Origin of the sequence: Sulfitobacter sp. S223 (assembly GCF_025143825.1) — a bacterium.
In the GTDB taxonomy this organism is placed as follows: domain Bacteria; phylum Pseudomonadota; class Alphaproteobacteria; order Rhodobacterales; family Rhodobacteraceae; genus Sulfitobacter.
In genome coordinates this window covers 992,494-1,018,446 of sequence record NZ_CP083560.1, presented here as the reverse complement: position 1 = coordinate 1,018,446, position 25,953 = coordinate 992,494, and the positions used below count along the sequence as shown (strand labels likewise).

General features: G+C 57.1%; 28 protein-coding genes. 9 read left to right on the top strand and 19 right to left on the bottom strand.

Annotated features, from left to right (window positions below; all coding sequences use genetic code 11):
* Positions 1–133 precede the first annotated feature (133 nt).
* The 6 genes from K3757_RS05145 to K3757_RS05120 all read right to left on the bottom strand — a co-directional run bounded on the left by K3757_RS05145 (position 134) and on the right by K3757_RS05120 (position 4,424).
* Positions 134–1,372, bottom strand: coding sequence for an aspartate kinase (locus K3757_RS05145; RefSeq protein ID WP_259999893.1), 1,239 nt, complete (start codon positions 1,370–1,372; stop codon positions 134–136).
* Positions 1,373–1,449: 77 nt separating this feature from the next.
* Positions 1,450–2,094: an SDR family NAD(P)-dependent oxidoreductase gene (locus K3757_RS05140; protein ID WP_259999892.1), complete on the bottom strand. Its 645-nt coding sequence runs from the start codon at positions 2,092–2,094 to the stop codon at positions 1,450–1,452.
* Positions 2,095–2,110: 16 nt separating this feature from the next.
* The gene (locus K3757_RS05135) at positions 2,111–2,515 is read right to left on the bottom strand and encodes a DUF1178 family protein (protein WP_259999891.1); all 405 of its coding nucleotides are present in this window, start codon (positions 2,513–2,515) and stop codon (positions 2,111–2,113) included.
* 57 nt (positions 2,516–2,572) lie between these two features.
* Positions 2,573–3,043, bottom strand: coding sequence for an NUDIX hydrolase (locus tag K3757_RS05130; RefSeq protein ID WP_259999890.1), 471 nt, complete (start codon positions 3,041–3,043; stop codon positions 2,573–2,575).
* An 89-nt stretch (positions 3,044–3,132) separates the two neighbouring features.
* Entirely contained in the window at positions 3,133–3,894 is a 762-nt protein-coding gene (locus K3757_RS05125) for an EcsC family protein (protein ID WP_259999889.1), read from the bottom strand.
* A gap of 44 nt (positions 3,895–3,938) precedes the next feature.
* Positions 3,939–4,424, bottom strand: coding sequence for a GNAT family N-acetyltransferase (locus K3757_RS05120; protein ID WP_259999888.1), 486 nt, complete (start codon positions 4,422–4,424; stop codon positions 3,939–3,941).
* Between the two features lie 86 nt (positions 4,425–4,510).
* Between K3757_RS05120 and K3757_RS05115 the strand changes: the two genes are divergently transcribed.
* On the top strand, positions 4,511–5,116 hold the full coding sequence (locus tag K3757_RS05115; protein ID WP_259999887.1) for a flavin reductase family protein: 606 nt from the start codon (positions 4,511–4,513) through the stop codon (positions 5,114–5,116).
* Between the two features lie 4 nt (positions 5,117–5,120).
* Here the strand turns inward: K3757_RS05115 and K3757_RS05110 are convergent, their stop codons facing one another.
* Positions 5,121–5,693, bottom strand: coding sequence for a TetR/AcrR family transcriptional regulator (locus tag K3757_RS05110; RefSeq protein WP_259999886.1), 573 nt, complete (start codon positions 5,691–5,693; stop codon positions 5,121–5,123).
* A 101-nt stretch (positions 5,694–5,794) separates the two neighbouring features.
* Between K3757_RS05110 and K3757_RS05105 the strand changes: the two genes are divergently transcribed.
* Positions 5,795–6,364, top strand: coding sequence for a carboxymuconolactone decarboxylase family protein (locus tag K3757_RS05105; protein WP_259999885.1), 570 nt, complete (start codon positions 5,795–5,797; stop codon positions 6,362–6,364).
* A 66-nt stretch (positions 6,365–6,430) separates the two neighbouring features.
* Here the strand turns inward: K3757_RS05105 and K3757_RS05100 are convergent, their stop codons facing one another.
* Positions 6,431–8,107, bottom strand: coding sequence for a SulP family inorganic anion transporter (locus tag K3757_RS05100; RefSeq protein ID WP_260001189.1), 1,677 nt, complete (start codon positions 8,105–8,107; stop codon positions 6,431–6,433).
* 261 nt (positions 8,108–8,368) lie between these two features.
* Between K3757_RS05100 and K3757_RS05095 the strand changes: the two genes are divergently transcribed.
* The 5 genes from K3757_RS05095 (at position 8,369) to K3757_RS05075 (ending at position 12,576) form a co-directional block, all read left to right on the top strand.
* Entirely contained in the window at positions 8,369–9,241 is an 873-nt protein-coding gene (locus tag K3757_RS05095; RefSeq protein ID WP_259999884.1) for an S-methyl-5'-thioadenosine phosphorylase, read from the top strand.
* Between the two features lie 20 nt (positions 9,242–9,261).
* Positions 9,262–9,900 carry a DUF2927 domain-containing protein gene (locus K3757_RS05090; RefSeq protein WP_259999883.1) on the top strand — a complete coding sequence of 213 codons (639 nt, stop codon included), beginning with the start codon at positions 9,262–9,264 and terminating at the stop codon, positions 9,898–9,900.
* A gap of 9 nt (positions 9,901–9,909) precedes the next feature.
* Positions 9,910–10,539 (top strand): LysE family translocator, encoded by a 630-nt coding sequence (locus tag K3757_RS05085; protein ID WP_259999882.1) that lies wholly within the window; start codon positions 9,910–9,912, stop codon positions 10,537–10,539.
* A complete protein-coding gene (locus tag K3757_RS05080) occupies positions 10,536–11,066 on the top strand; it encodes an adenine phosphoribosyltransferase (protein ID WP_259999881.1) in 531 nt (176 codons plus the stop codon). Before K3757_RS05085 ends, K3757_RS05080 begins: the two co-directional genes overlap by 4 nt.
* A 73-nt stretch (positions 11,067–11,139) precedes the next feature.
* Positions 11,140–12,576, top strand: coding sequence for a hypothetical protein (locus tag K3757_RS05075; RefSeq protein WP_259999880.1), 1,437 nt, complete (start codon positions 11,140–11,142; stop codon positions 12,574–12,576).
* Here the strand turns inward: K3757_RS05075 and K3757_RS05070 are convergent.
* The 11 genes from K3757_RS05070 to coxB all read right to left on the bottom strand — a co-directional run bounded on the left by K3757_RS05070 (position 12,573) and on the right by coxB (position 22,493).
* Entirely contained in the window at positions 12,573–13,994 is a 1,422-nt protein-coding gene (locus tag K3757_RS05070) for an FAD-binding oxidoreductase (protein WP_259999879.1), read from the bottom strand. The genes K3757_RS05075 and K3757_RS05070 overlap by 4 nt on opposite strands.
* A 44-nt stretch (positions 13,995–14,038) precedes the next feature.
* Complete coding sequence (locus K3757_RS05065) at positions 14,039–14,863, bottom strand: MBL fold metallo-hydrolase (protein WP_260001188.1); 825 nt, start codon at positions 14,861–14,863, stop codon at positions 14,039–14,041.
* An 88-nt stretch (positions 14,864–14,951) separates the two neighbouring features.
* The gene (locus tag K3757_RS05060) at positions 14,952–15,536 is read right to left on the bottom strand and encodes a GNAT family N-acetyltransferase (RefSeq protein ID WP_259999878.1); all 585 of its coding nucleotides are present in this window, start codon (positions 15,534–15,536) and stop codon (positions 14,952–14,954) included.
* The gene (locus K3757_RS05055) at positions 15,536–16,798 is read right to left on the bottom strand and encodes a pitrilysin family protein (protein ID WP_259999877.1); all 1,263 of its coding nucleotides are present in this window, start codon (positions 16,796–16,798) and stop codon (positions 15,536–15,538) included. The genes K3757_RS05060 and K3757_RS05055 overlap by 1 nt, the downstream gene beginning before the upstream one ends.
* The gene (gene thrC / locus K3757_RS05050; protein WP_259999876.1) at positions 16,795–18,183 is read right to left on the bottom strand and encodes a threonine synthase; all 1,389 of its coding nucleotides are present in this window, start codon (positions 18,181–18,183) and stop codon (positions 16,795–16,797) included. Before thrC ends, K3757_RS05055 begins: the two co-directional genes overlap by 4 nt.
* 3 nt (positions 18,184–18,186) lie before the next feature.
* A complete protein-coding gene (locus tag K3757_RS05045) occupies positions 18,187–18,867 on the bottom strand; it encodes an SURF1 family protein (RefSeq protein ID WP_259999875.1) in 681 nt (226 codons plus the stop codon).
* Positions 18,868–18,962: 95 nt separating this feature from the next.
* The gene (locus tag K3757_RS05040) at positions 18,963–19,769 is read right to left on the bottom strand and encodes a cytochrome c oxidase subunit 3 (RefSeq protein WP_259999874.1); all 807 of its coding nucleotides are present in this window, start codon (positions 19,767–19,769) and stop codon (positions 18,963–18,965) included.
* 25 nt (positions 19,770–19,794) lie between these two features.
* Entirely contained in the window at positions 19,795–20,370 is a 576-nt protein-coding gene (locus tag K3757_RS05035) for a cytochrome c oxidase assembly protein (protein WP_259999873.1), read from the bottom strand.
* A complete protein-coding gene (locus K3757_RS05030; RefSeq protein WP_259999872.1) occupies positions 20,370–20,564 on the bottom strand; it encodes a cytochrome C oxidase assembly protein in 195 nt (64 codons plus the stop codon). The genes K3757_RS05035 and K3757_RS05030 overlap by 1 nt, the downstream gene beginning before the upstream one ends.
* Positions 20,564–21,499: a heme o synthase gene (cyoE, locus tag K3757_RS05025; RefSeq protein ID WP_259999871.1), complete on the bottom strand. Its 936-nt coding sequence runs from the start codon at positions 21,497–21,499 to the stop codon at positions 20,564–20,566. The genes K3757_RS05030 and cyoE overlap by 1 nt, the downstream gene beginning before the upstream one ends.
* A 97-nt stretch (positions 21,500–21,596) precedes the next feature.
* Positions 21,597–22,493 carry a cytochrome c oxidase subunit II gene (coxB, locus tag K3757_RS05020; protein ID WP_259999870.1) on the bottom strand — a complete coding sequence of 299 codons (897 nt, stop codon included), beginning with the start codon at positions 22,491–22,493 and terminating at the stop codon, positions 21,597–21,599.
* A 168-nt stretch (positions 22,494–22,661) separates the two neighbouring features.
* Here coxB and tldD point away from each other — a divergent pair, with 168 nt between their 5' ends.
* On the top strand, positions 22,662–24,083 hold the full coding sequence (gene tldD / locus K3757_RS05015; RefSeq protein WP_259999869.1) for a metalloprotease TldD: 1,422 nt from the start codon (positions 22,662–22,664) through the stop codon (positions 24,081–24,083).
* A gap of 475 nt (positions 24,084–24,558) precedes the next feature.
* Positions 24,559–25,728, top strand: coding sequence for a DNA-processing protein DprA (dprA, locus tag K3757_RS05010; protein ID WP_259999868.1), 1,170 nt, complete (start codon positions 24,559–24,561; stop codon positions 25,726–25,728).
* The last annotated feature ends 225 nt before the right edge of the window (positions 25,729–25,953 follow it).

Sequence of the window (25,953 nt, the reverse complement as noted above, 5' to 3'; positions counted from 1 at the left end):
CTGATGGGGAGAGGAAATACGCCTATAGCGCGAAGTCGCCTCTCCCTTGCCCAATCATCAGGCGGCACACTAACAAACGGACGTAGCCCATTGATTATTAGGGTGAACCCATCCCATCAAAGGAAGGCTCGGCTTAGGCCGCTTTATCGAGTTCAAAGGCGTCGTGAAGCGCCTGCACTGCCAGTTCCATATATTTGCGGTCAATCAGTACACTGATCTTGATTTCAGATGTCGTGATGACCTTGATGTTGATGCCCTCGTCCGAAAGAACCTTGAACATCTTGGCAGCAACACCAGTGTGGCTGCGCATGCCGATGCCTACAACCGACACCTTGGCAACGCCTTCATCGACTATCAGTTCGTCATAGTTGATCACGCCATCCTGCGCTGCCTTCTGCATCGCGATATCGGCGCGTTTCACCTGATCAACAGGGCAAGACCACGTCATGTCTGTGCGGCCTTCTTCAGCAATGTTCTGAACAATCATGTCCACGTTCACGCCGCCTTCGCTGAGCGCGGTAAAGATCGTGGCCGCGATGCCCGGCCGGTCGGCGACCGACACCAGTGTCATCTTTGCCTCATCACGGCTGAACGCCACGCCCGCTACTACATTGCTTTCCATGATTTCCTCCTCAGCGCAGACGAGCGTACCAGCATCGTCGCTTTGTTCTTCAAAACTCGACAGCACGCGCAGCTTGACCTTATAGCGCATCGCCAATTCAACGGACCTTGTTTGCAATACCTTTGCCCCAAGGCTTGCCAACTCAAGCATCTCTTCGAATGAGATCTTGTCGAGCTTGCGCGCCTTTGCCTCGACGCGCGGGTCGGTGGTGTAAACACCGTCCACATCCGTATAGATATCACACCGCTCGGCGTTAAAGGCTGCTGCAAACGCCACAGCCGTGGTGTCGGATCCGCCACGACCAAGGGTGGTGATCCGGCCTTCAGGGCTCACGCCCTGAAAACCGGCAATGACTGCGACCTTCATCCCGTCCTCAAATTTGGCAAGGATGTTCTCAGGTGGAATTTCCTCAATCCGCGCAGAGGCGTGGGCGGAGGTCGTCTTGACCGGCACTTGCCAGCCCTGCCAGCTGCGCGCCGGTACGTCCATTTCCTGCAACGTCAGCGCCATCAGGCCCGCTGTCACATTTTCGCCGCTAGAGACGACAGCGTCATATTCGCGTGCGTCATAGAGGGCCGATGTCTCGTTAACCCAGCCGACCAGCTCGTTGGTCTTGCCCGACATAGCGGACACGATGACGATCACGTCATAGCCTTTGGCCACTTCTACACCCACGCGTTTTGCCGCGCGGCGGATACGGTCCAGCGTGGCAACCGAGGTGCCACCGAATTTCATCACCAATACAGGCATCAGACCCTCGCTGTTGTCATTCCGCGATGGCTTTACGCGAGCGGAGGCGCAGGCGCAAGATCACTAGGGACAAGCCATTAGTAGGGATGCGCACGACCGTCCCATGTTTCGAAGCAGCCTGTCGTCTTGATGTTGAGCGCCGCAAACCGCTCTGTCAGGCCTGCGACCGCCTCATCCACCGTGATCGCGGCGGAGGAACCGCCCATATCCGTCTGCACCCAACCAGGGTGATAGATACCCACCGCAATGCCTTGGGCCTTGAGATCGGTTGACAGATTGCGCCCTAGATTCAACACAGCAGCCTTCGATGCGCGGTAAATATAGCTGCCACCGGGGGCAAGTTCGGACGATGCCATCTGCGATGAAATAATCGCGATCCGCGGGTTCGCAGCACGACGCAGATGCGGCAACAGCGCCTGAATGCTTAAAAACACACCTGTCACATTAGTAGCAAAGCTTTGCGCCCAAATATCTGCACCATAGCCGCTGTCCAGATCAGCGCCCTTGTCAAGATAGACACCCGCGTTACAAACTAGCAGTTCAACCGCTTGTTCGCCCAGCTTTTCCGCCATCTCTGTGTGGCTTGAGGGCTGGGTGACGTCCAGCGTGATATCAGCCGTGACAGAACGTCCGGTCCCCATCACATCAACACCCTGATCGCGGTAATACGCGGCAAGACCTGCACCAATGCCACGGCTTGCACCTGTAATCACAACTGTCATCGATCAATCCTCGGGGTTATTGCATTTTCTGTTTGGGCTTGAAGGGAAGTGGCAGCACAGGCACCCCATCATCAAGGAGCGCGCGCGCTTCGTCGGCACTTGCCTCGCCGTAGATCGAAGTTTCAGGGGACACGCCTTCGTGCATGTCGCGGGCTTTTTGAGCAAACTCGCCCCCGACATAGGTTGCATTTTCCTCAACCTCGCGGCGCATGTTTGCGATCAGTTCGGAATTCTTGTCTTGCTTCGACGGCGCGACTGCAGCGCCAACCCTTGGTGTCATCAGCGCCTTTTGCACATCACTTGTACCACAGGAGACGCAGGTGACATGGCCGCCAGCCAACAATACGTCAAACGCCGAAGCCGACTTGAACCAGCTTTCGAATTCATGGCCCTCCCGACATTTCAACGCATAGCGGATCATGTTCCATTCCTAAATCTAGCTGCAGTGTATCACGATGTGGCGTCATCGCCCAGCAGGTCAAGCGGGCTTTGGCTCTGAAACAGGGGAAAAGCCCATTATCAGCTTGGCCAGCTCTTTATGCGGCAACATTTTGGCCGCCTTCTTACGAGACACCCATTTCCGGCGGCGGTCTTTCACTTCAGGGAATTTCTTTTTCAACGACTTCACTTTGATCGGATACAGCATTGCAAGACACGGAAAATCTTCTTCCTCTTCGCGGGTACGTGCATAGGAATAGACGCCGATGCAGGTATCACTGGCCGTGCCAACAACGCCCGCCTCCTCCCAGGCCTCGATTGCTGCACATTGAGCAGGTGTCTTACCATCCATGGGCCAACCCTTCGGGACAATCCAGCGCTTGCGACGCCTTGAAGTGACAAGAAGAATTTGCACTTTGCCCCGCCGTTTACGCCAGCACAGCGCGGCGAACTGCGTGCGCGCGCTGTCTTTTGCGCCCCCATGAAGCGAGATCGGCATTTGTGTAACCATATTTTGCCTATGATCCTTCAAAAACCGGTTAGCAAGTGCGTTTAAACGCAAAACATCCGCAAAGCCAGCCGCGCGCGCTTCATCCGCATTCAGGCCAAGGCCAGTTCCCGCATCTTCACGACAAGCCGCTTGTTCAGCTCTTCTGGCGTGACATCCGCCTCAATCGCCAGCTTGCGCAACCCGAAATGCACATGCGCCATATCCTGATAATAGCTGGTGTAGGCATAGTTCGTCGCAGCCCCTGCTACAGCGCCCAGAACAGGCACAGTCTGGGCTGCCAGCTTTTGCCCCATAACGACCGCCAAGCGTGGTGCAACCTTATGGATGATCGACTGGACTGCTTTCCCGGACAGCGCAATCCGCGCTGTAAGAAATGCAAGGTCAGATCCGTCATCCTCTGACAGTGGTCCCGCCGCAGAGAAGACCTGCACACAATCAAAGCGAACTGATTCAAGGTCGGGGTCAAAACCGTGTTCGACCGCAACGCCTTCAATCACGCGCAACAGCAATGTCGTCGTCACTGGCAACTCCGCCAGCGCGGTCGGCAAACCGCCTGCACCTCCCACTGCGCCCATCGCAGCCGACACCGCCGAGTTCAGCCAAGAGGCCTGATCCGGCACATGGCCACGGCTTTTGTGGGCCGCGCTCATCGCGTGATCCAAAGCGCGCACAGTGGCGCCCTCAAGCTGTTTGCGGACGCTGGCCGGCAGCCGCTCCAACAGGTTTTCGGCTTGCCCGCCGATCAGATTGAGAACATTGATCCCAACCCCGCCCGCAGCCTTATAGCGGCGCGCGATCCTATCAAGTTCGGCTTCAACGTCGATCGCCGCAGGTAACTGGCTTTTTTGCATCGGGGTCTCCTTCACCTTCTATGTGGGCGAAGTGGCGGGCTTTTTCAACGCACGCGCGTAACCTCGCCCGCTATTCCGTCCCAAGCGCCTTCGCGCAAGGCACGCCCCAACACACGGTCGGGATTCGTGGGGGGCGGCATGATCACATTATCCAACCGCTCAAATCCGTAGCGCCCGTAATAGGGGGCATCCCCAACCAACATCACGCGATCCCACCCCTGAGGGCCGGCAAGCTCCAGCGAGGTTTCGATCAGCAAAGCCCCCAATCCTTCGCCCTGCCGGGTGGGGTGCACAGCAACCGGCCCCAAAAGCAATGAAGTATGTCCACCAACCAGAACGGGCCAGAACCGGATTGCACCGGCCAGAATATCCAGCTCGTCACGCGCCACAAGGCTGAGCCCCGAAACCGGCGGAACACCTTCACGCAATCGGTAGGATGACAAAGCAGTGCGCCCCGGTGCAAAGCACGTGTCATAAAGCGCTTCTACCTCCCAAAGGTCATCTGCATTTTCGGCGGCAAGCTCGTACAACGTCGGCGCTCCGGAGTTTTCTACTGGTCAGCGGCCTATCACGGCGCTAGCTCTGTATTCAATAACAACAGAAAGACCCGCGAAAAATGTTCTACCGCCCAGCCGACGGCCATGGCCTGCCGCATAATCCATTCAACGCAATCGTCACGCCACGCCCCATCGGCTGGATCTCTACCCGCGATGCGCAGGGGCGCGACAACATTGCACCCTATTCCTTTTTCAACGGGGTCGCCTATGTCCCCCCGCAAGTGATGTTTGCCTCAACAGGCGTAAAAGACGACGTGGACGGGACCAAGGATTCCATGGCCAATATCCGCGAGACCGGCGTGTTTTGCGTGAATATCGTTGAGTATGCCGCGCGCGACGCCATGAATGCATCCTCGGCTACGTTGCCCCATGGCACGGATGAATTTGCCCACGCCGGTATCGAGAAAGCCGAATGTGAAGCGATCAATGCCCCCCGCGTCGGCAACGCGCCCGCAGCGCTTGAATGTAAGATGACCCAGATCGTTCAGATTGAAGGTGCAGCAAACTTTGTTTGTTTTGGCGAAGTCATTGGCGTTCACCTGCGTGATGATTGTGTGGTCGACGGCCGCTTTGATGTGACCCGATATGTCCCGCTCAGCCGCCTTGGCTATCGCGATTATACCGCAGTCCGCGAAGTATTCGAGATCGTCCGCCCCGACGATTGATCACCTACCCCAAACGATCAAGATCATCTGCCATAGCCTGCGCGAGGGCTATGGCATCCACATCGGCGCGTTCCGCCATGATGCGTAGCCCCACCAGATCCGATTGATACCGCTGCGCCAACAGCTTTGGATCGTGGTCTTTGGATATATCGCCATTTTCCTGTGCGGCAGCAAAGAGCGCCGCAAAACGCGTCTCCATTTCGGACAGGCGTTCCGCGGCCTTTAACCCCAGATCATTGTTTGTACCCAGCATTTCCACGTAGGTCTTGGCCAGCATACAGGCCCGCGTCTTACCCGCCCCAGACACAACAGCCATCGGTTGCCGCTTGAGCGCGCCCAGCGCTCCGAACTCGGCCTCCAACGCGGCAAGCCGCGCAGAGCCGTCGCGGGCATAGCGATCCATTGCCAACCCATACAGCGCGTCCTTGGAGCCGAAGGCAGCATAAAAGCTGCCCGGTTTGAGCTTTAGAACACGCTCGAGGTCTTTCATGGATGTCCCAGCCCACCCCTGCTGCCAAAACAGGTCCCTTGCGGCATCAATTAGTGCTTCGCGGTCATATTCGGGTCTTCTGGCCATAGATCACCAATAGTTGAACGGTCACTCAACTATATACTTGAACGATCACTCAAGAAAGGCTAATTCCGACTCATCTAAATAATTCCCAAAGGACCTGACCCATGACCGACTTTCCATCACACGACATCGACAGCGCCCCGGAAGGCTCCAAGCCCTTGCTTGAGAAGTCACAGGCCGCTTTTGGCCGCCTGCCCGGCCTTCACAAAGTAATGGCGGAAAGCCCCCAGATGCTTGAAGGGTACCAACTGCTGCACAAGCTGTTCACCGAGACCGATTTCGACGCAGACGAGCTGACCGTGGTTTGGCAGTCAATCAACGTCGAACACGAATGCCATTACTGTGTGCCAGCACACTCCGGCATCGCGAAAATGATGAAGGTTGATGACGCGATCACACACGCACTTCGCACCGAAACCCCCCTGCCCTCGGACAAGCTTGAAGCACTGCGTACCTTTACCCTTCGCATGGTGCGCGGTCGCGGCAACGTAGACGATGCCCAAATGTCCGAGTTCTTCGCAGCAGGCTATGGCCACCGCGCGGTACTTGATGTGATCCTCGGCATCGCCCAGAAAACCATGTCCAACTATGTGAACCACGTTGCGGAAACGCCGCTTGATGATGCGGTTAAGCCTTTGGCATGGACACGCAGCGAAACGCCGCTGAAAGTCTGATATCTTACAAAAGAAAAGCCCCGCTAACGTTTATGTTAGCGGGGCTTTTTTGTGTCGGTGCCGGGATTAGTGACCGCCCAGGATACCCGTGCGCACCTGATAATTCACCGCAACCTGATAGTCCGGATCATCGTCACTATCGACCATCAGGTGACCTGCCTTTGTCAGCAAGGCATGACAATCACGGCTTAGGTGGCGCAGCTCGATACGCTTGCCTGCGGCTTCGTATTTACCGGCAATTGCCTCAATCGCCTGCAAGGCGGACTGATCTACAACTCGGCTGTCGTCGAAATCTACAATAACCACCGAAGGATCGTTGCGCACATCAAAGAGTTCGGCAAAACCTTCGGCTGAGCCGAAAAACAGCGGCCCCTGCACCTGATAAACTTTGGCGCCCTCCGGTGTTTCATAGGTCTTGGCATGAATGCGACGTGCATTGTTCCACGCATAGGCCAGCGCACTAACGATCACACCCACGACAACAGCGACGGCCAGATCTTCGTACACGGTCACGACGGTCACCAGCAGGATCACGAATGCATCCATCAGCGGCACCTTGCGCAGGATCGTCAACGAGTTCCACGCGAATGTGCCGATCACGACCATGAACATCACACCAACAAGCGCGGCTAGCGGGATAAGCTCGATCAATGGTGCGGCGACGACGATAAATAACAGAAGGAAAACTGCGGCAGCAATCCCCGCCACCCGCGTCCGACCGCCTGACTTCACGTTGATCATCGACTGACCAATCATCGCGCAGCCGCCCATACCGCCAAAGAAACCGGTCACAGTATTCGCAACACCCTGCGCGACACATTCCTGGCTTGCTCCGCCACGCGTGCCGGTCATGTCGCTGACAAGGTTAAGCGTCAGAAGGCTTTCGATCAGGCCAATCGCCGCAAGGATCACGGCATAGGGCGCGATGATGTACAGCGTCTCAAGGTTCATCGGCGCAAGAGCCGTACCATAAAGGCCTTCACCAGTGCCGAACGGGTTGTGGAATGATGGCAGGCCACCCTGAATGGAAGCCAGATCACCAACACGCGGCACATCCATACCAGTGAAGATAACAACGGCCGCGACAATACCAATCCCGGCAAGCGGCGCAGGCACAAGTTTGGTGATGCGCGGCATAACCCAGATGATCCCCATCGTTGCCGCGACAAGCGCCAGCATCAATACCATAGGCATTCCAGAAAGCCATTCCCCGCCACCAAGCCCATGACCGGTATCGACCATGGAACCGGGCACCTTGAACTGGCCCATCTGCGCCAGAAAAATCACAATCGCGAGGCCGTTTACAAAGCCCAGCATAACGGGATGCGGCACCAGCCGTATGAACTTGCCCCACTGCATGACACCAGCGAAAATCTGTAAAAGCCCCATCAGCACAACGGTCGCAAACAGATATTCGACCCCGTGCTGGCTGACCAAGGCCACCATCACCACCGCCAAAGCACCTGTTGCGCCGGAAATCATGCCCGGGCGGCCACCGATCAGCGCAGTGATCAGCCCCACCAGAAACGCCGCATACAGACCCACCAACGGGTGGACACCCGCCACAAAGGCAAAGGCAACGGCCTCTGGTACCAAGGCAAGAGCCACGGTAAGGCCGGATAAAAGCTCGATCCGCATGCGCGATACGGAAAAGCCATCCTGGCCCATCCAGCGCAAATCGGTCACGTCCATATTTTTGGAGGACAGGTTCTGGGTAAAGCTGCGGAAGATACTACGCGCCATGATCTCTCCTGAGATGTAGGGGATTGGGATGTATTGCGCAGCAACTAGACCATAGTGCACCAAAAGAAAACCCGCTGTCAGGGCCGCCATTTGTGCGGCGGCATCAGCTCGGGACACTCAACAGATTGCAATGCAAGTCTGGCTTGCCCGAGAAAGGGATGCCACCGGCCCCTCACTGTCGTGTGAATACGGGGGCTTTGGGGCTTTTCACCATCCACCAGCCAAGGCAAACTGCAAGCTGAACCAGAAATCGAGGCTCCCATGACACCCACAAAAATTGCAGTAATCGGCGGCTCCGGCATTTATGACATTGACGGGTTAACGGATGCACAATGGACCACCGTACAAACGCCTTGGGGCGACCCATCCGATGCGATCCTGACCGGGAAGCTGGAAGGCATCGAAATGGCCTTTCTGCCACGTCACGGTCGCGGCCACGTCCACACGCCCTCCACCGTGCCCTACCGCGCGAACATCGACGCGCTCAAACGGCTGGGCTGTACGGATATCATCTCAGTCTCGGCGTGCGGATCGTTCCGAGAAGAGCTGGCACCAGGGCATTTCGTGATCGTGGACCAATTCATTGACCGGACCTTTGCACGGGAAAAATCATTCTTTGGCACCGGCTGTGTTGCACATGTGAGCGTTGCGCATCCAACCTGCCCGCGTCTGTCGGACGCCTGCGAAGAAGCGGCAAAGGGCGCAGGCGTGACCGTGCACCGTGGCGGCACATATCTGGCGATGGAAGGACCGCAGTTTTCGACGTTGGCTGAAAGCAATATGTACCGCAACAGTTGGGGTGCTGACGTGATTGGTATGACCAACATGCCCGAGGCCAAGCTCGCCCGCGAGGCCGAACTTTGCTATGCCTCTGTCGCGATGATTACCGATTATGACAGCTGGCATCCCGATCACGGAGAAGTGGACGTATCCGAAATTATCAAAACATTACAAGGCAACGCCGCCAATGCCCGAAATCTGGTTGCGCGCCTGCCCGTGCTGCTGGGGACCGAACGCGCGCCCTGCCCTCATGGCTGTGACCGCGCACTTGAATACGCGGTCATGACCAGCCCTGAAGCGCGTGATCCAGCGCTTGTTGCCAAGCTGGACGCCGTGGCCGGACGGATTCTCTGATCTCTTTGGTCCGAACCTCGATGCTGCTTGCCTGCGCTGCGCTACCCGCGCTGGCGCAGGACTTTGTCGAGAGTGAGGGCGCACTGGATGACATGGCCTTCTACCGCCTAGTCGCCTGTGGAGCGTCGCCCGACGGCATTTGCGCGAAACCCTTTTACCACTGGGATCAGGATGTCATCACTGTTGGCATCGTCGAACGCGCTCCTTCGTTCTTGGGCGGCAAGTTGAAGCGTGCCGAAGCTTCGGTGGTGCGCGCGGTGCAGCGGCTCAACAAGATCGGTATGGGCGTGCGACTAGTCGAAGCCGCGCAAACGCCGGATATCAAAATCTACCTGCTTGATGCCGCCCGCGGCGACCGAATAGCTGCCGAAACAGCCACCCTTCTGGACGGCTTAATCATGGCCAATGCCATCACCGCCCTGGATATTGACGGTAATACAATCAAAGGCGCAAGCATCGGATTTTCCACCACCATGACCATCCGCCAGTATGAATCCGTGATGTTGGAAGAAATCACGCAAGCGTTGGGACTGATTACCGACATCCGGAACCCTTATTACCTCAGCCGTTCAATCCTGTCGCAAGACGCTGACAACAGCTTGAAAACTTTGGGCGCGCAGGACAAGATGGCGTTGGTCCGACACTATCCACCGCAATGAAAGGCAACTATGCCCATTGATCTATGGCTTACGTTTGTTGCGGCCTCCGTCGCACTGCTGCTCATTCCGGGCCCAACTGTGCTGTTGGTGCTCAGCTATGCCCTTTCGAAAGGGCGATCGGTTGCTGTCGCCTCTGCCGCAGGCGTTGCCTTGGGGGATCTGATCGCCATAACAGCCTCCCTGATGGGGCTTGGCGCACTGGTGTTGACCTCCGCCACGCTGTTCGTTGCCCTCAAATGGGTTGGCGCGATCTATCTGGTCTATTTGGGGGTAAAGTTGATCCGATCAGCCCCTTCCGATGGCCTGTCAGTGCCGGAAGCAGACAGTGTCACCAGCGGAAAGGTTTTCAGCCATGCCGCCGCGGTCACCGCGCTAAATCCAAAGAGCATCGCGTTCTTCATTGCCTTCGTTCCGCAGTTTGTCCGGACCGAATCCCCCCTACTGCCGCAGTTCGCCATTCTGATCGTAACATTCGTCGCTCTTGCTGCGCTCAACGCATTGGCCTATGCACTGGCCGCCGACCGGCTGCGCCGCGTCATCGCAAAACCCGGCATCATCGCGTGGATCACCCGCGCGGGCGGTGCTGCCCTTATTTCCATGGGCGTTCTGACCGCCACATTGCGCAGGAGTGCTGCATGAAAACCGTCCGTGACTACATTCGCACGATTCCCGACTTTCCGCACGAAGGGATCATGTTCCGCGACGTGACCACCCTATTTGCCGATCCGCGCGGTTTCCGCATGGCGATTGACCAGATGTTGCATCCCTATGCCGGTATGCGCATAGACAAGGTTGTGGGTCTTGAGGCGCGCGGTTTCATCATGGGTGGCGCAATTGCACACCAGCTCAGCCTCGGGTTTGTACCGATCCGCAAGAAAGGCAAACTGCCGGGCAAAACGATCAGCCAAGATTACCAGCTTGAATATGGCGAAGCCACGATGGAAATCCACGAAGACGCCGTGCAAGCTGGCGAAAAAATATTGGTGGTGGATGATCTGTTGGCCACTGGTGGCACCGCCGAGGCAGGTATCAAACTGCTTGAGCGTCTGGGCGCAGAGGTCGTTTCGGTCAGCTTTATCATTGATCTGCCAGAGCTGGGTGGCCGCAAGCGGCTTGAAGCCATGGGTATAGATGTTCAGGCCCTGTGCTCATACGAGGGCCACTAAGGTTTACCGCCAAGGTTGAAAAGATTGTCGACTTGCGCAACGCTGACCACAGGCGGGCGCAAGGAGACAATTTATGGCAGCAACGGTATATCTCGGACAATGGCCGAAAAAGGCCATAGCCATCATCGCAGCACTGATATTGGTGCAGTGCAGCAGCTTAAATATACATGTCCCCCCGGACGAAGAAAAAGCGCTGGCAACCGACGGCACGATTTCACGCTATCACGCCCTGCTCAACACGCCGTTTACCCACCCGCTAAACGCTCACGGCTATATTATTGGCATCGAAAAAAGCCCCCGCGCCAAGATCGGCTTTCAAGGCGACAGCGCTGATTTCATGCGCCTACGCGCGCCGTTTGCCGCGACAGCACAAATGCATCCGCGCGATCTGGCCCAGCAGCGCAGCTCGTTTGATGCGGCACTTGATGACCCCAAGGTCATGTTTGTTTCTCACATATTGCGGTATGGCGGCACCAGTGAACCTGCCGACGCATCAGTTCAACTGATCCACAGTGCTTATAGTAATACTGCTTTTGGTCCGTTCCGCGACACCGATATCTCTGCCAGCTATGAGGCAGGCTGGGCAGCGCTGGACAGGATGGAAGATCTGGTGATCAAAGACATCCGCGCAGCACGCGCTGCTGGTCGTCCCTATACACACCTACTGTTTGCTTCGATGGGGTGGAACAATGACCAGTTTGAGGCGATCGCACGCTATAACGCTGTGCTCCAGCATAGCCGCCGCGCCGCGCAGAAGCGGGGTGCGCAGTTCAACCCTCTGGTCATCGGGTTGACGTGGCCTTCTGTTTGGGGCGGTACATCGGTGATAGATTTGGCAAACCGCGCGGCCCACATCGGCAGCTATACGACAAAAGCGCGCGATGCGGATGAAATCGGCTACGGCATTGCCAACCATATCCTTAACGCCAGTTTGCCGCGCATTGAGGCGCAGACAGGTTTGCCACTGGTCCTGCTGGGGCATTCCATGGGTGCGCGCATCTTGACACGTGCCTATTACTCAGCCGCTCTGCTGAAATCTCCTGAAAAGCGCAGCGGCCCGGGGCCGACGGTCATCAGTCTTCAAGCGGCATTCAGCGCCAATAGGTTTCTACCCGAATATGAATTGGTCCCACCTGTCCGCTGGATACTTTCGGGCGAAGGCGGTCCTTATCAAAATCATTCTACACCCGATGGCCGCATGGTCATGACCTGGTCTGCGCACGATACCGCGAACCCCATCGCTCGTTTTGCGACAGGCGCCCGCCATGTAGGTGGCAAGGCAGGCGCGCGACGGATCGACGCCAAGCCAGAACTGACCCGCATATTCGAGCAAGCCAGAATCGCCGACCGCAACGGTGTTGCGAAACTGGACGGCGCCTGCCAATCGGCATCGCACTCAGGCAAGGTGCTATATCTTGACGCGACAGGCATAATTGCGGCGCATGGTGATATCGCAAATCCTGCCGTGGGCGAACTGGTGTGGAAGCTTGTCGATTGCTTGGGCCCCTAGCCGCGCAGCACAGCGCCCGGATTCATAATTCCATTTGGATCCAGCGCAGCCTTGATCGCGCGCATCGCAAACAGCTTTGCCGGATCGCCGTACTTCTCAAGGTCGTCGACCTTAAGCCGCCCGATCCCGTGCTCGGCCGAGATTGACCCACCCATTTCATGCGTCAGGTCATGAACACAGGTTTTGATGGCATCGCGCTGGTTTTCATGATCAGCACGGGTGCGTCCTACCTGAGGAAAAACATTGTAATGCAGGTTCCCATCGCCCAGATGGCCAAAGCAATTGATCCGGAATTCACCCATCTGTGCCAGTCGTTCACCCGCTTGTTCAATAAAGTCCGCGATGGCCCCCAACGGCACAGATATATCATGGCTGGAAACAGAGCCAACGCGCCGGTTGGCTTCCGGAATGCTTTCACGGATGTTCCAGAAATCCTGTGCCTGTGCGGTAGATTGAGCGATGAGACCATCAAGCACGAGGTCTGCCTCGGACGCATGTGAAAATAGCGTTTCAAGCGATGCTTGCGGGTCCATGTCAGCCGCAAGGCCAAGGTCGATCAGAACACACCATTCGGGCGGTTCGGCAAAAGGTTGACGGACATCTGGCATCGTCTCGGTCAGAAAATCAAACCCCTGACGATGGATCAATTCAAACGCGCTCACCATTTCTCCGAATAATTCCCGCGCCATACTCAGCAGCTTGAGCGCGCTTGCAGGGCTTTCCACCACCAACAAAGCTGTGCCGGTCCGGGCCGGCCGCGCGAACAGCTTGAGTGTCGCAGCCGTGATCACGCCTAATGTCCCTTCTGCACCAATCAAAAGGTGGCGCAGATCGTAGCCTGTGTTGTTCTTACGCAGTCGCGTCAGGCCGTTCCATATCTGCCCATCCGGCAAAACCGCCTCAAGCCCAAGGCAGAGATCACGGGCGTTACCATAGCGAAGCACGCCCGTCCCACCCGCATTGGTCGCAAGGTTGCCGCCGATCCGCGCGGTCCCTTCTGCCGCCAGAGACAGGGGGAACAGCCGGTCAACGGCTTCCGCAGCGCTTTGGACATCTGCCAATATCGCGCCCGCTTCGGCCACCAATACATTTTCATCAGGGTAGACGGCGCGAATGCCATTCATGCGTTCCAGCGACAGGATCAGCGGGACAGCGCCCTCTTCGGCGATCTGCCCCCCGACAAGGCCGGTTCCCCCGCCATAGGGCACCACACCCACGCGGGCTTCGGCGGCCAAACGGATCAGAGTTGAGACGTCTTGCGTCGTGCGCGGCTTGGCCAATATCGCTGCCTGTCCGGCGTAGCGTCCGCGCGGTTCTTCAAGATATTGCGCGCTGGCATCATACAGCGTGTCTATGGGCAAGGCACTGCGAAGCTTGTCAGCAAAGGCGGCGTCGGCGGGGTTCAAGTGATCTGTCATGGTTATTGATCTAATGCGCCCGAGTCAGATGCAAGAGCTAAGGATCACTCGTCACGCAGATATTGCGGACGCAACACCATCACAGTCGGGTGGGAGGGTAGCGCATTGCGCCGCACGTTCAGCATCGGCCCTTCGACGCGCACAACGGAAAATTCATCATCTATCCCGTCCAGAAAATCTTCTAGTGCGAAATCAGAGAACCAGTGCATGGGCAGCACAATGCGCGAACGCAGGCGTTTGACGACCGATATCATTGTCGGCAGGTCAAGGGTCATCCCGCCATCCACTGGCACCATGACAACATCCAATCGCCCGATAGCAGCATATTGTTCGTCCGTCGGAGCATGGTGCAAATGACCCAGATGCCCGATGCACAGGCCCGCGATCTCAAACACAAACACCGAATTACCATTCGGTTCAACGCCGGAGAATTGCGACCGGATATCTGTCGATACATTTCGGATCAGCACTTCGCCCAGATCAAGGCGATGCGTCACCCCCTCTCCGAATGGTCCCCATCCCGGCAGCACATGTGCGATGGCGGGATCAGGGAAGGCCGTCCAATGGGTGTCATGCGCGTGGTTCATTGTCACCAAATCCGGGATTATGCGGGTATTGCCAATGAACCCCGTGAAGTCGGTGACCATGTTCAGGCCGCGGGCACTGCGGATAAGAAAGCTCGCGTGAGAGATGTAGTGCAGGTCAACTGTTTCATCCGGGACCGTGCGCAGTGAGGCAAGGCGCACATAGCGCATCCCAGCCGCGCCATCAGCCAAAGCATGACAATGGCTAGGCGTGCGCGTGGTGGCATCCTGCGCAAAAAGCGGTGCAGACATGAGTATGAAAGCGGCAATCAGACGGAACATCATAGAAGTAAATATAGCATCAGTTACACAATCGACCAAAGCCAACTTGCTTTTGCTGTTGTCTGCCTCTGACCGAATGCCTGCTGATTAATCAGGAAACGATTGTTTTTCCGCGCCTGTCGCCGCGCAAGGCAGCATAAAGAACATGGGTGCGCCAGCGTCCATCAATTTGAAGATAACTCTGCGCCACGCCCTCGTACTTGAAACCCGAACGCTCCAGAAGACCGCGCGAGGGGGTGTTCTCAGGCAGGCATGCAGCCTCGATGCGGCTTAGGTCCAGATGGTTAAACGCATAATGCACAACGGTCTCGATCGCCTCACGCATGTACCCCCGACGCGCAAAGCTTTCTCCGATCCAGTACCCCAGTGTTCCCGCCATTGCCGGGCCACGCCGAATGTTGTCCAACGTGATCGCCCCCAAAAGCACTTGATCCTTACGACGGATCAAAAACAGAGGCAGCGCGGTGCCTGCGCTGATTGACCTATTGGCCCAATAGACGCGGTTGGAAAATGCCTTTCGCGACAAATGATCTTCTGACCATGCCGGCTCCCATGGGGCAAGAAAGTCGTGGCTGGTACTGCGCAGGGCCACCCAAGCACGAAAATCCGTATGCACCGGTGACCGCAAAGTCATCCGCTCTGTTTCAAGCTTGAGTTTGCGCCGCGCAAGAAGCATTAGGCAGCGCGCCTTGCCTCAAGCGCTTCTAGCGTTGGCGCCCCGTCCACCGGACCATAAAGCGCAAGGGCGGCTGGCGCAGTGGTGGCCATCCGTTCGGCAAAGTCACGCACGTCGCCTGTGGTCACTGCATCAATTTGCGCAATCGTTTCCTCAAGCGGCGGAATTCGATCCCAGATTTGCATCAGACGGGCCAGACGCTCCGCCCGGTTGGACGGGCTTTCCAGCCCCATCAGCAACCCTGCTTTCATCTGCGCCCGCGCACGTGCGACTTCAGCAGGGGACATGTCAGAAGCTGCACGCTTCATTTCGTCGATGGTAATGCCCGCGAGTTCCGGCAATTGCTCACCCGAGGTACCGGCGTAGATCGTCATCATGCCCGTATCAGCATAGGCGCCCGCCTGCGCGAAGATCGTGTAGCACAGGCCACGGTTTTCACGAACCTCTTGAAACAGACGGCTCGACATGCCGCCACCAAGAGCCGAAGCATAGATCTGCGCCACATAGATATCATCTGCACGGTAGCCGGGCGATTCAAACCCAAGCGCGAAATGAGCCTGCTCCAACACTTTGGACTGGCGATGCTCCCCGCCTTGGTAAACGGCTGGTAATACCTGCATAAGCGGCTTTGGCTTCATATCGCCGAATAGCTTTTCTGCCATAGCGACAAGGGCATCATGGTCCACCGCACCGGCAGCCGATAAGATCATCTGCTCGGGACCATAATGTTGGTCAATGAAACCGGTGAGGTCCTCACGGGAAAAGTTTGATACACGTTCTGACGGCCCAAGGATCGTGCGGCCCATTGCCTGATCGGGATAAGCCTGTTCTTGCAACCAGTCAAAGATCACGTCATCTGGCGTGTCCAGCGCCTGACCGATCTCTTGCAGGATGACACCACGCTCGACCTCGATCTCGGCGTTGTCCATGACCGGATTGCGCAGGATATCCGCGATCACCTCAAGGCCAAGCGGTACATCGTTCTCCAGAACACGTACGTAGTAAGCTGTCACCTCGCGGGAGGTATAGGCATTGATATACCCGCCCACGTCCTCGATCGCCTCGGCAATCTGCAACGCGGATCGGGTCTTGGTCCCTTTGAACGCCATATGTTCAAGAAAATGGGCGATGCCATTCTGGGCAGACGTCTCATGACGGCCCCCCGCGCCTACCCATACCCCGATAGAGGCCGAGGCAAGGCCCGGCATTTGTTCTGTCACGATGCGAAAGCCGTTCGAAAGGCGGTGCGTTTGCAGTGTCACTGAGCAATCAGTCCTTTGATATGGGTCTTGAGCGCATCCAGATCGTTTGGCACGCGGGTCAAACGCTCTGGGCGGTCATAAAGGTCCGCCATGCGCGGAGGCAAGGGGGGACGGATGCCTGTTGCCGCTTCTACGGCGTCAGGGAATTTGGCTGGATGCGCCGTGGCCAGTGTGACCATCGGCGTTGCCGGATCGCGCATCTCATTCGCTACCTTCACACCAACGGCAGAGTGCGGGCACAGCAGTTCGGCGCTATGCGCAAGAACATGTGTGATTGTGGCCGAGGTTTCTTCCTCTGAGGCGCGACCGGAGACATAGTGTTCGGACAGGGCCTGCGCCGCCCCTTGGGACACATCGAAGCCACCCTGCCCCAGCTCTGTCATCAACTGCGCCACGGCATTGCCATCGCGGTCATAGGCGTCAAACAAGGCCCGCTCAAAGTTCGAACTGACCTGAATGTCCATGGAAGGGCTGATCGACGGATGCACAGTGTCCTTGTGATAACCTTGCCCGCTTAGGCAGCGGTGCAGGATGTCGTTCTGGTTGGTGGCCACGACCAGTTGATCAATCGGCAGGCCCATCTTCTTGGCGATGTATCCAGCGAAGATATCGCCAAAGTTACCAGTTGGCACGGTAAAGCTGATCTTGCGGTCCGGTGCACCAAGGCTAACGGCGGAGGTAAAGTAATATACCACCTGCGCCAGAACGCGGCCCCAGTTGATCGAATTCACACCAGCGAGCTTTACCCCGTCGCGGAATTCGAAATCGTTAAACATGTCTTTCAGACGCGCCTGACAGTCATCAAAATCGCCATCCAGCGCGAGCGCATGAACGTTGTTCTCGGACGGGGTGGTCATCTGACGGCGCTGCACCTCAGAGACACGACCATGGGGGTAGAGGATGACGACATCGACATTATCAAGGCCGCGAAACGCTTCAATCGCGGCGGATCCGGTATCGCCGGACGTCGCACCTACGATGGTCACACGTTCGCCCTTACGGCCAAGGGCCAGCTGGAACATCTGACCAATCAACTGCATGGCAAAGTCTTTGAACGCCAGCGTCGGGCCGTGGAACAGTTCAAGCAGGAAGTGGTTTGGCGCAAGCTCCTTGAGCGGTGCGCGGCTGTCATGCCCGAAGCCTTCATAGGCGTTGGCAATCAGCGCGCGAAATTCCGCATCGGTGAAGGTATCCCCAATGAACGGGCGCATCACGGTAAAAGCGACGTCTTCATAGGATTGACCAGCCATTGCTTTGATGTCGGCATGGCTCAACTGTGGAATGGTCTCCGGTACGTAGAGCCCTCCGTCACGGGCAAGCCCCGTCAGCATCGCTTCCTCGAAGGATAGGATCGGGGCGGTTCCGCGGGTGGAGATATAGCGCATGGATCAGCTCGTCTGTTGGGGGGCGCGGCGGGCGCGCAGGATAAAGGCTATGCTCATCGCGATCCAGATCGCGGCAAGGGAGAACCACGTGATCGCGTATTGCAGGTGGTCGTTTGGAATCGCAGCAGTGTCAACCGGCAGCGGCGTCACGGGCGCATCATCGAAAGATGTTTGCTTGGCCACGACAAGCACGGGTTCGGTGCCCAATGCGACAGCCATGGCTTCGACATCACGCGCGAACCAGATATTTTTGGCGGCATCGGGCCCCGGTGTGAAGCCGTCTGTTTCGTCCGGCCATTGCAGGTTCCCACGGACCGTGACGGAACCTACATGCGCTGGAACATCCTGTTGGTCCACGGGCGTAAAGCCGCGGTCCAGAAGCACGCGACGGTCCCCCATCTCCAGCGGGGAAATGATGCGGTAGCCGGCGCCAATCTCTTTCTGGCTGACAAGGACGCGCAGGTAGGCAGGCGCGATCACCCCCCTGACCTCCACCGGCAGATAGGAATCATTCATCGGATCAAGCTGGTCAGGCAAAGGAATCGGCGCTGCGTCAATCCGCGCGTCGATGTCGGCAATCACACCCAGCTTCCAGTCCAGTCTTTGCATCTGCCAAAAGCCAAGCCGCAGCAGAATAGCTGCCCCGCCAAGGCCGATAATAATAAGGAAAAGGCTGCGGCGCATGAGGTATCCCACTGGCAGGTAGTGACGAAAAACGCGCGAGGCAGGGCCCCGCGCGTTGGTATTTAACCTTATAGGCTAAAGGTGCAAGCCCGTGCTTACGCCGGAATGCCCCAGATGTAGACGGCGAAGAAAAGGAAGAGCCATACAACATCAACGAAGTGCCAGTACCAAGCAGCGGCCTCAAAGCCTACGTGCTGTTCGGGTGTGAAGTGGCCGGCGCGCGCGCGCATCCAGCAAACGAACAGGAAGATTGTACCGATCACAACGTGGAAGCCGTGGAAGCCTGTTGCCATGAAGAAGTTGGAGAAGAACGCGTCGCCGCCGAATTCCCAACCTTCGTGCAGCAGGTGCTCGTATTCATACGCCTGCAAGCAAGTAAAGAGCAGACCCAGAACAACTGCGATGATCAGGCCGTTTTTCAGATCAGCGCGGTTGTTGCCGTGTACCAGCGCATGGTGCGCCCAAGTAACAGCACAGCCAGACAACAAAAGGATCAATGTGTTGATCAGTGGCAGGTGGAACGCGTCAACCTGATAGATCACCGGCTGCACGTAGGATGTGCCGAAATACTCGCTCATCGGGTAGATCGCGTGCTTGAAGAAGCTCCAGAACCACGCTGCAAAGAACATCACTTCGGACATGATGAACAGGATGAAGCCATAACGCAGGCCGATTTGTACCACCTTGGTGTGATCGCCGATCTTGCTGTCTTCAACAACTTCGGACCACCAGGCAAAGCTGCAATACAGCGTGCCGACGAAACCGATCCAGAAGACGAATGGTGTCACTGCATGCATCCACAGAACACCGCCTGTGAGCATGACAAAAGCAAACAGCGCGCTCAGCAGCGGCCAGATGGATGGGGCTAGAATGTGATAGTCGTGATTTTTTGCATGGGCCATGGCGCGCGTCCCTATGTCCTTTTGTTTAGTTCAGGTCAGTTGGCTGATCCGTTTCAAGGGCGGCATACCCCTCGGGCAGATCAATTTCGTAGAATGTATAGGAGAGCGTGATGGTATGTATATACTGACCTTCACGATCCGATACGATTTCGGGGTCAACAAAGAAGCTGACGGGCATTTGCACGCGCTCACCGGGGGCAAGCACCTGCTCTTCAAAACAGAAACAGTCGATTTTTTCAAAAAACGCGCCCGCCTGATAGGGGGTTACGTTATAGGACGCCTGGCCTGCGATTGGCTTGTCAGTAGGATTGTAAGCCTCGTAAAACGCGAGGCCGGTCTCACCGATGCGGATTTCCATCTCGCGGACAACGGGCTTGAACTCCCATGCCATATGGTTGTTCACGGAGCCATCGAAACGCACTTTAACAGTTTGCTCCAGAACCTCGTCCGATGCCACGGACGACACACCCGGCACACCGCCAAAGCCCGTTACGCGACAGAACCAGTCATAAAACGGAACGGAGGCCCAAGCGAGGCCACCCATCACCACCACCAGACCAACGGTCTGGGCGACAGTCTTTTGTGGTCCGGATATCGCCATCAGTCGTTGCCTCCCTCACCGATTTGCTCACCGACGCCGTTTGCCTGCGAGGCAGGAATACGGAAATCGGTAGATGTAATCTTGGTGTAGGTCAGCGCCATCACGAGGATGACAAATGCACCCAGCATAAGGCCAACGCCGATGTTCAGGCTTTTGCGGCGTCCGTGTAGTTCGTGTTCAGGTCTCAGGGCCATTACCAGCCTCCCAGTCCAACAGGTTTCAAGGTCGCTTCGATCAGGATCGCTCCAAAATGGGCAAAGAGGTACCACAGCGACAGCAAGAAGAACTTGCGCTCTACCGCGAAATTGTCGGCTTCGGACATATCTTCGTCCCGCTTCCAGATGTCATAGGCGCCTTTCAGGAAAAGCGCGTTCAAAACCAATGCAGTTGCCAGATAGATCCAGCCGCCGATTGCGGTGAAGGCCGTACCAACAGCAAGGATGACCAGCAGGACAGTATAGGCAAGAATATGGTTGCGCGTGGCGCGGCGGCCATGCGTGACGGTCAGCATCGGCACTTTTGCATCATCGTAATCGTTGCGCATGAACAATGCGAGCGCCCAAAAATGGGGCGGCGTCCACATGAAGATCAGCGCAAACATCAGCCAAGGCTCGATTGCGAAGCTACCAGTTGCAATTACCCAACCGATGACAGGAGGAAACGCGCCCGCCGCGCCACCGATCACGATGTTCTGCGGGGTCGAGCGTTTCAGCCACATGGTATAGGGCACAACGTAGAAAAAGATGGTGAAGGCCAGCATGAAACCAGCCAACAGGTTTGCGCTGAGTGACAGCATCATCACGGACAATCCGGACAAGGCAGTGCCCAGATACAACGCCGCTTGAGGTGTGACCTTGCCTGCCGGGATCGGACGCTTGGCAGTCCGCTTCATCACCGCGTCAATATCTGCATCCCACCACATGTTCAGTGCACCAGAGGCGCCTGCCCCGATGGCCAGAAACAGGATAGACGCGAAACCGATGACGGGATTAACGGACACAGGTGCCGCCAACATGCCCACAACAGCTGTGAACACAACAAGCTGCATAACCCGTGGCTTCAACAGGGCATAGTAATCCCCCAGTTGAGGATCAGCGTCATAGCTTTGTGCGGTTGTCACGTCAGTCATCGGAGTTTCATCCTAAAACAGGCTAATACGGAGACGCCACAGCGCAGGGTCAGGCGCTGTGGCGGCAGTCGTCGGGGTCAATGCCCCGACCTAAGATTTAGTCAGCCGAAGCAACAGTCAGTGGCTGCGGTATACCCGCATACTCTTCTTTGGCGCGGCTCAACCATTCGGCATAAGCCTCTTCGGAGACGACCTTGACTGTGATCGGCATGTAAGCGTGGGCAATGCCGCACAGCTCTGAACACTGACCAAAGTAAACGCCTTCTTTCTCGGCTTTGAACCAAAGCTGTGCCAGACGGCCCGGAACAGCGTCCTGCTTCACGCCAAAGGCTGGAATGGTCCAAGCGTGGATCACGTCGGAACCGGTTACCTGCACAACAACCGTTTTGTTCACCGGAACAACAACAGCTGTATCTGTTGCCAGAAGCCATTCGTTTTCACTATAACCTGCGGCTTCCAGTTCTGCGATCACTTCAGGTGTCTTGCGGTTCTCGCCGCCCAGCGCTGGAGCGCCGATCATGTAGCTGTCGAAGCCAAAATCATCATCAACGTACTCATAGGACCAGTACCACTGGTTGCCTGTCGCTTTGATGGTCACGTCAGCAACAGGAATCTCCTGCTGGCGGAACAGAATCGGCAGCGACCATGCGCCAATACCCACGAGGATCAGGATCGGAACAATTGTCCAAGCGATCTCAACCGGTGTGTGGTGCGTGAATGTCGCAGGTGTTTTGTTGCGCTTTGCATTGTAGCGGAAGGCAACCCAGAGGATCAAAGCGGTTACGAAAAGTGTAATCGCAGTGATGATCACCAGAATCATACCGTCGAGCCATTGAAGATCCGTTGCCAGCTCCGTCACGCCGGGCTGAAAGCCCATCTTGCCGTCTACCGGAACGCCAATAATCTCAAGACCCTGTGGATCAACGCTTTGTGCCCAAGCGGGCATGCTTGTAAAGGCGGCCATAAGGCCCGCAAGTGTGAGGTGCTTTGTCATCATTTTCGTCCTGATATTCTTGACCCTAGGTGGCTAAAACGCGCAGAGAAGCTCCCCTGCCGTTGTAATCTGGCGCCTTACAATCATATTCTGTGAACGAAAGAAAGTCCTATGCTTGCGTCAGATGGACGCGAAGCGCCCCTTCCCCGCCCTCAGGAGCACCTTCTCATGTCAGACACCCCCTTCTCACCTTTTGACGACAGCCTTGATCGCGATACCGCGTTGCAGGTCCTGCGCGAAGCTGTGGCAGGGGCAGATGACGGGGAACTGTTTTTCGAGCGTCGCCGCTCCGAGGGGTTGATGTTCGACGATGGCAGGCTCAAGACGGCAAGCTATGATGCCGCAACGGGCTTTGGCCTGCGCGCGGTGCGCGGAGAAGTGGCCGGTTATGCCCACTCCACCGAACTTTCCGAGGCGGCCCTGCGCCGGGCCGCGCAAACAGCACGCCTTGCCGTTGGTGATGGCGGAGGCACATGGGCCGATGCGCCTGAAGGCACCAATAAAAAACTGTATACAGACGAAGATCCGATCGCCGGTGCGGCATTTTCGGTAAAGGTCGAAACACTGCGCGAGATTGACGATTTCTGCCGCAGCCTTGATGGACGTGTGGTGCAGGTCAGCGCCTCGATCGCGGCGTCTATTCAAGAGGTCGAGATTCTGCGTCCTGAAGGCACGTCTGTACGGGATATCCGCCCGATGACCCGCGTTAACATATCGGTCATTGTCGAACATGAAGGCCGCCGCGAAAGCGGTACTGCAGGCGGCGGCGGGCGGATTGGCCTCGACGGTATGCTTAAGCCCGAAGACTGGCAGGCAAGGGCCCGCGAGGCGCTGCGCGTCGCGCTTGTGAACCTCGAAGCGGTCCCCGCCCCTGCGGGCGTGATGGACGTGGTCCTTGGACCCGGCTGGCCGGGTATCCTGCTGCACGAAGCCATCGGTCACGGACTGGAGGGTGATTTCAACCGCAAAGGCTCCAGCGCGTTTGCAGGGTTGATGGGCCAACAGATCGCGGCCAAGGGTGTGACCGTTCTCGACGATGGCACCATCCCTGATCGCCGCGGCAGTATCAGCGTCGATGATGAAGGCACGCCCAGCGCCAAGAACGTGTTGATCGAAGACGGTAAGCTGGTCGGCTACATGCAAGATCGCCAGAACGCGCGCCTGATGGGCGTGAAAAGCACCGGGAACGGACGCCGCCAAAGCTTTGCCCACATCCCTATGCCGCGCATGACCAACACCTACATGCTGGGCGGTGATACCGCACCCGGAGATATAGTAGCCGGTCTAAAAGACGGCATCTACGCTGTTGGATTTGGTGGCGGTCAGGTAGATATCACCAACGGCAAGTTTGTGTTTTCCTGCACCGAAGCCTACCGCGTGCAGAACGGCGTCGTCGGTGCGCCCGTCAAAGGGGCAACACTCATCGGCGACGGGGCCACGGCCCTCAAACAAATCCGCGCTATCGGCAATGATCCGAGCCTTGATCCCGGCATGGGCAACTGCGGCAAACAGGGCCAGTGGGTGCCTGTGGGTGTCGGCCAGCCGACGTTGATGATCGGTGGCCTGACGATTGGTGGTGCAGCGGCTTGATATCAAACCATCCAGCCCAAGCTGGCGCAATGATCTAAGCGCGGCCCGTTCCCGCAAGGTAACTGGTCCGCTTTGGTGCGGCGTTGTGTCAATCTGCTGTATTCTGGTGACGGGTACCTTTGTCATGCTGGTCGGCAAATAGCTGCAAGGCATGGTTTTGGTGGCTGGTTGCCTACGGCGTTAATAGGAGCCGTGGGCGCCGCAAAATTCGGCTATCCTTTTGACGAATTTGTCGCTGGCACCGCGGGCGACGAATTTGTCGCTGGCACCGCGGGCAAAGGTTAACCATTTCTCATGGCTCAAGGCGTCGGTGCGGCCATAATATTCGGGATGCTCCTACGTTTTTGGCCGCCGTCCGCGTTAGGGGGCCCCAGCAGATGAGCTAACTTGCTTCAGCCAAAATGCCCGCAAACGATTCATTCCTTGTTAACCAGCAAAAGTTATATCTGATTCTAGCAACAGACGGAGACACGGGATGACTATCGAGGACCATAATCCTTCTTCCACTCACCCCCCACTCCCACCCACCCCGGAAGACGAACAGTTTGCCCGTCTCCGTCTGCTGCGCTCGCGCCGGGTCGGCATATCTACGTATAAACGTCTGCTGATCGAACACGGCACTGCGCAAAATGCGCTGGCCGCGCTGCCCGAGGTGGCGCGCGCTGCGGGCGTCTCTGGATACGAGATTTGCCCCGAAGGTGTTGTTCGGGCAGAGCTGCGCGCAGGGCATGCCTTAGGGGCGAAGTTGCTGCATGCAGACCACCCCGACTATCCAACAAATCTGGCAGAGCTCGACGACGCGCCACCATTTCTCTGGCTCATGGGTGATCCCGCGCTTCTCACCCGGCCGATGATCGCGCTGGTGGGTGCGCGCAATGCGTCATCGCTGGGGACGCGTATGGCGCGCACTTTGGCACATGAACTGGGTGAAGCCGGATTCGTGGTAGTTTCAGGCCTTGCGCGCGGCATTGATACCGCGGCACATCTTGCCGCTTTGCCCCACGGCACCATCGCAGTACAGGCCGGCGGTGTTGACGTTATGTATCCTGCAGAGAATACCGGCCTTGCACAGGATATCGCCAAGCAGGGCCTGCGGCTATCGGAACAACCCATCGGTTTGCAGCCTATGGCACGACACTTTCCAACCCGTAACCGGATCATTTCCGGCCTTGCCCGAGCCACGGTTGTTGTAGAAGCCGCCGCAAGGTCCGGCAGTCTGATCACCGCCCGCGACGCGCTGGATCAAGGCCGCGATGTGTTTGCCGTGCCAGGCCATCCCTTTGATGCACGCGCCGCCGGTGGCAACATGCTGATCCGCGATGGCGCAACACTTGTGCGCAACGCAGCCGACATCATTGAAGCGCTGGGTCCAACATTTGAGGATCAAGAGCAGCTACCGCTTACGCCAACCAATTTTAGTCCGACTGTCCCTCAAGCAGCCAAGAAACCGCGGCGCACCCTGCGCGAAACTGCGAACCTGCACATGTCGATATTGCAACGGCTTGGCCCCTCTCCCGTCGCAGAAGATCAACTTATCCGCGATCTACAAATCACCCCTGCTACCTTTACACCTGCTGTCGTGGAACTGGAGATGGATGGCAAGGTAACGCGCTCTGCCGGGGGTCTGCTGTCACGTCCGGTCTGACACTGGTCTTAGCGCACCGCCACCTCAACGCCACAGCGATGAATATCTGCGACAAGATGCACACAACAGGATTTCAATCCCTGAATTCAGCGACAGATTACACAGCAAAAGCCAGCATATTCAGGTGCGTTTCAACAGTATGATCCACGACATCACAGCGGTACGCATTGACAAAGACCCCTTGCATCCCACATGTCAAAGGCCATAGACGCCGCAAAACACCCC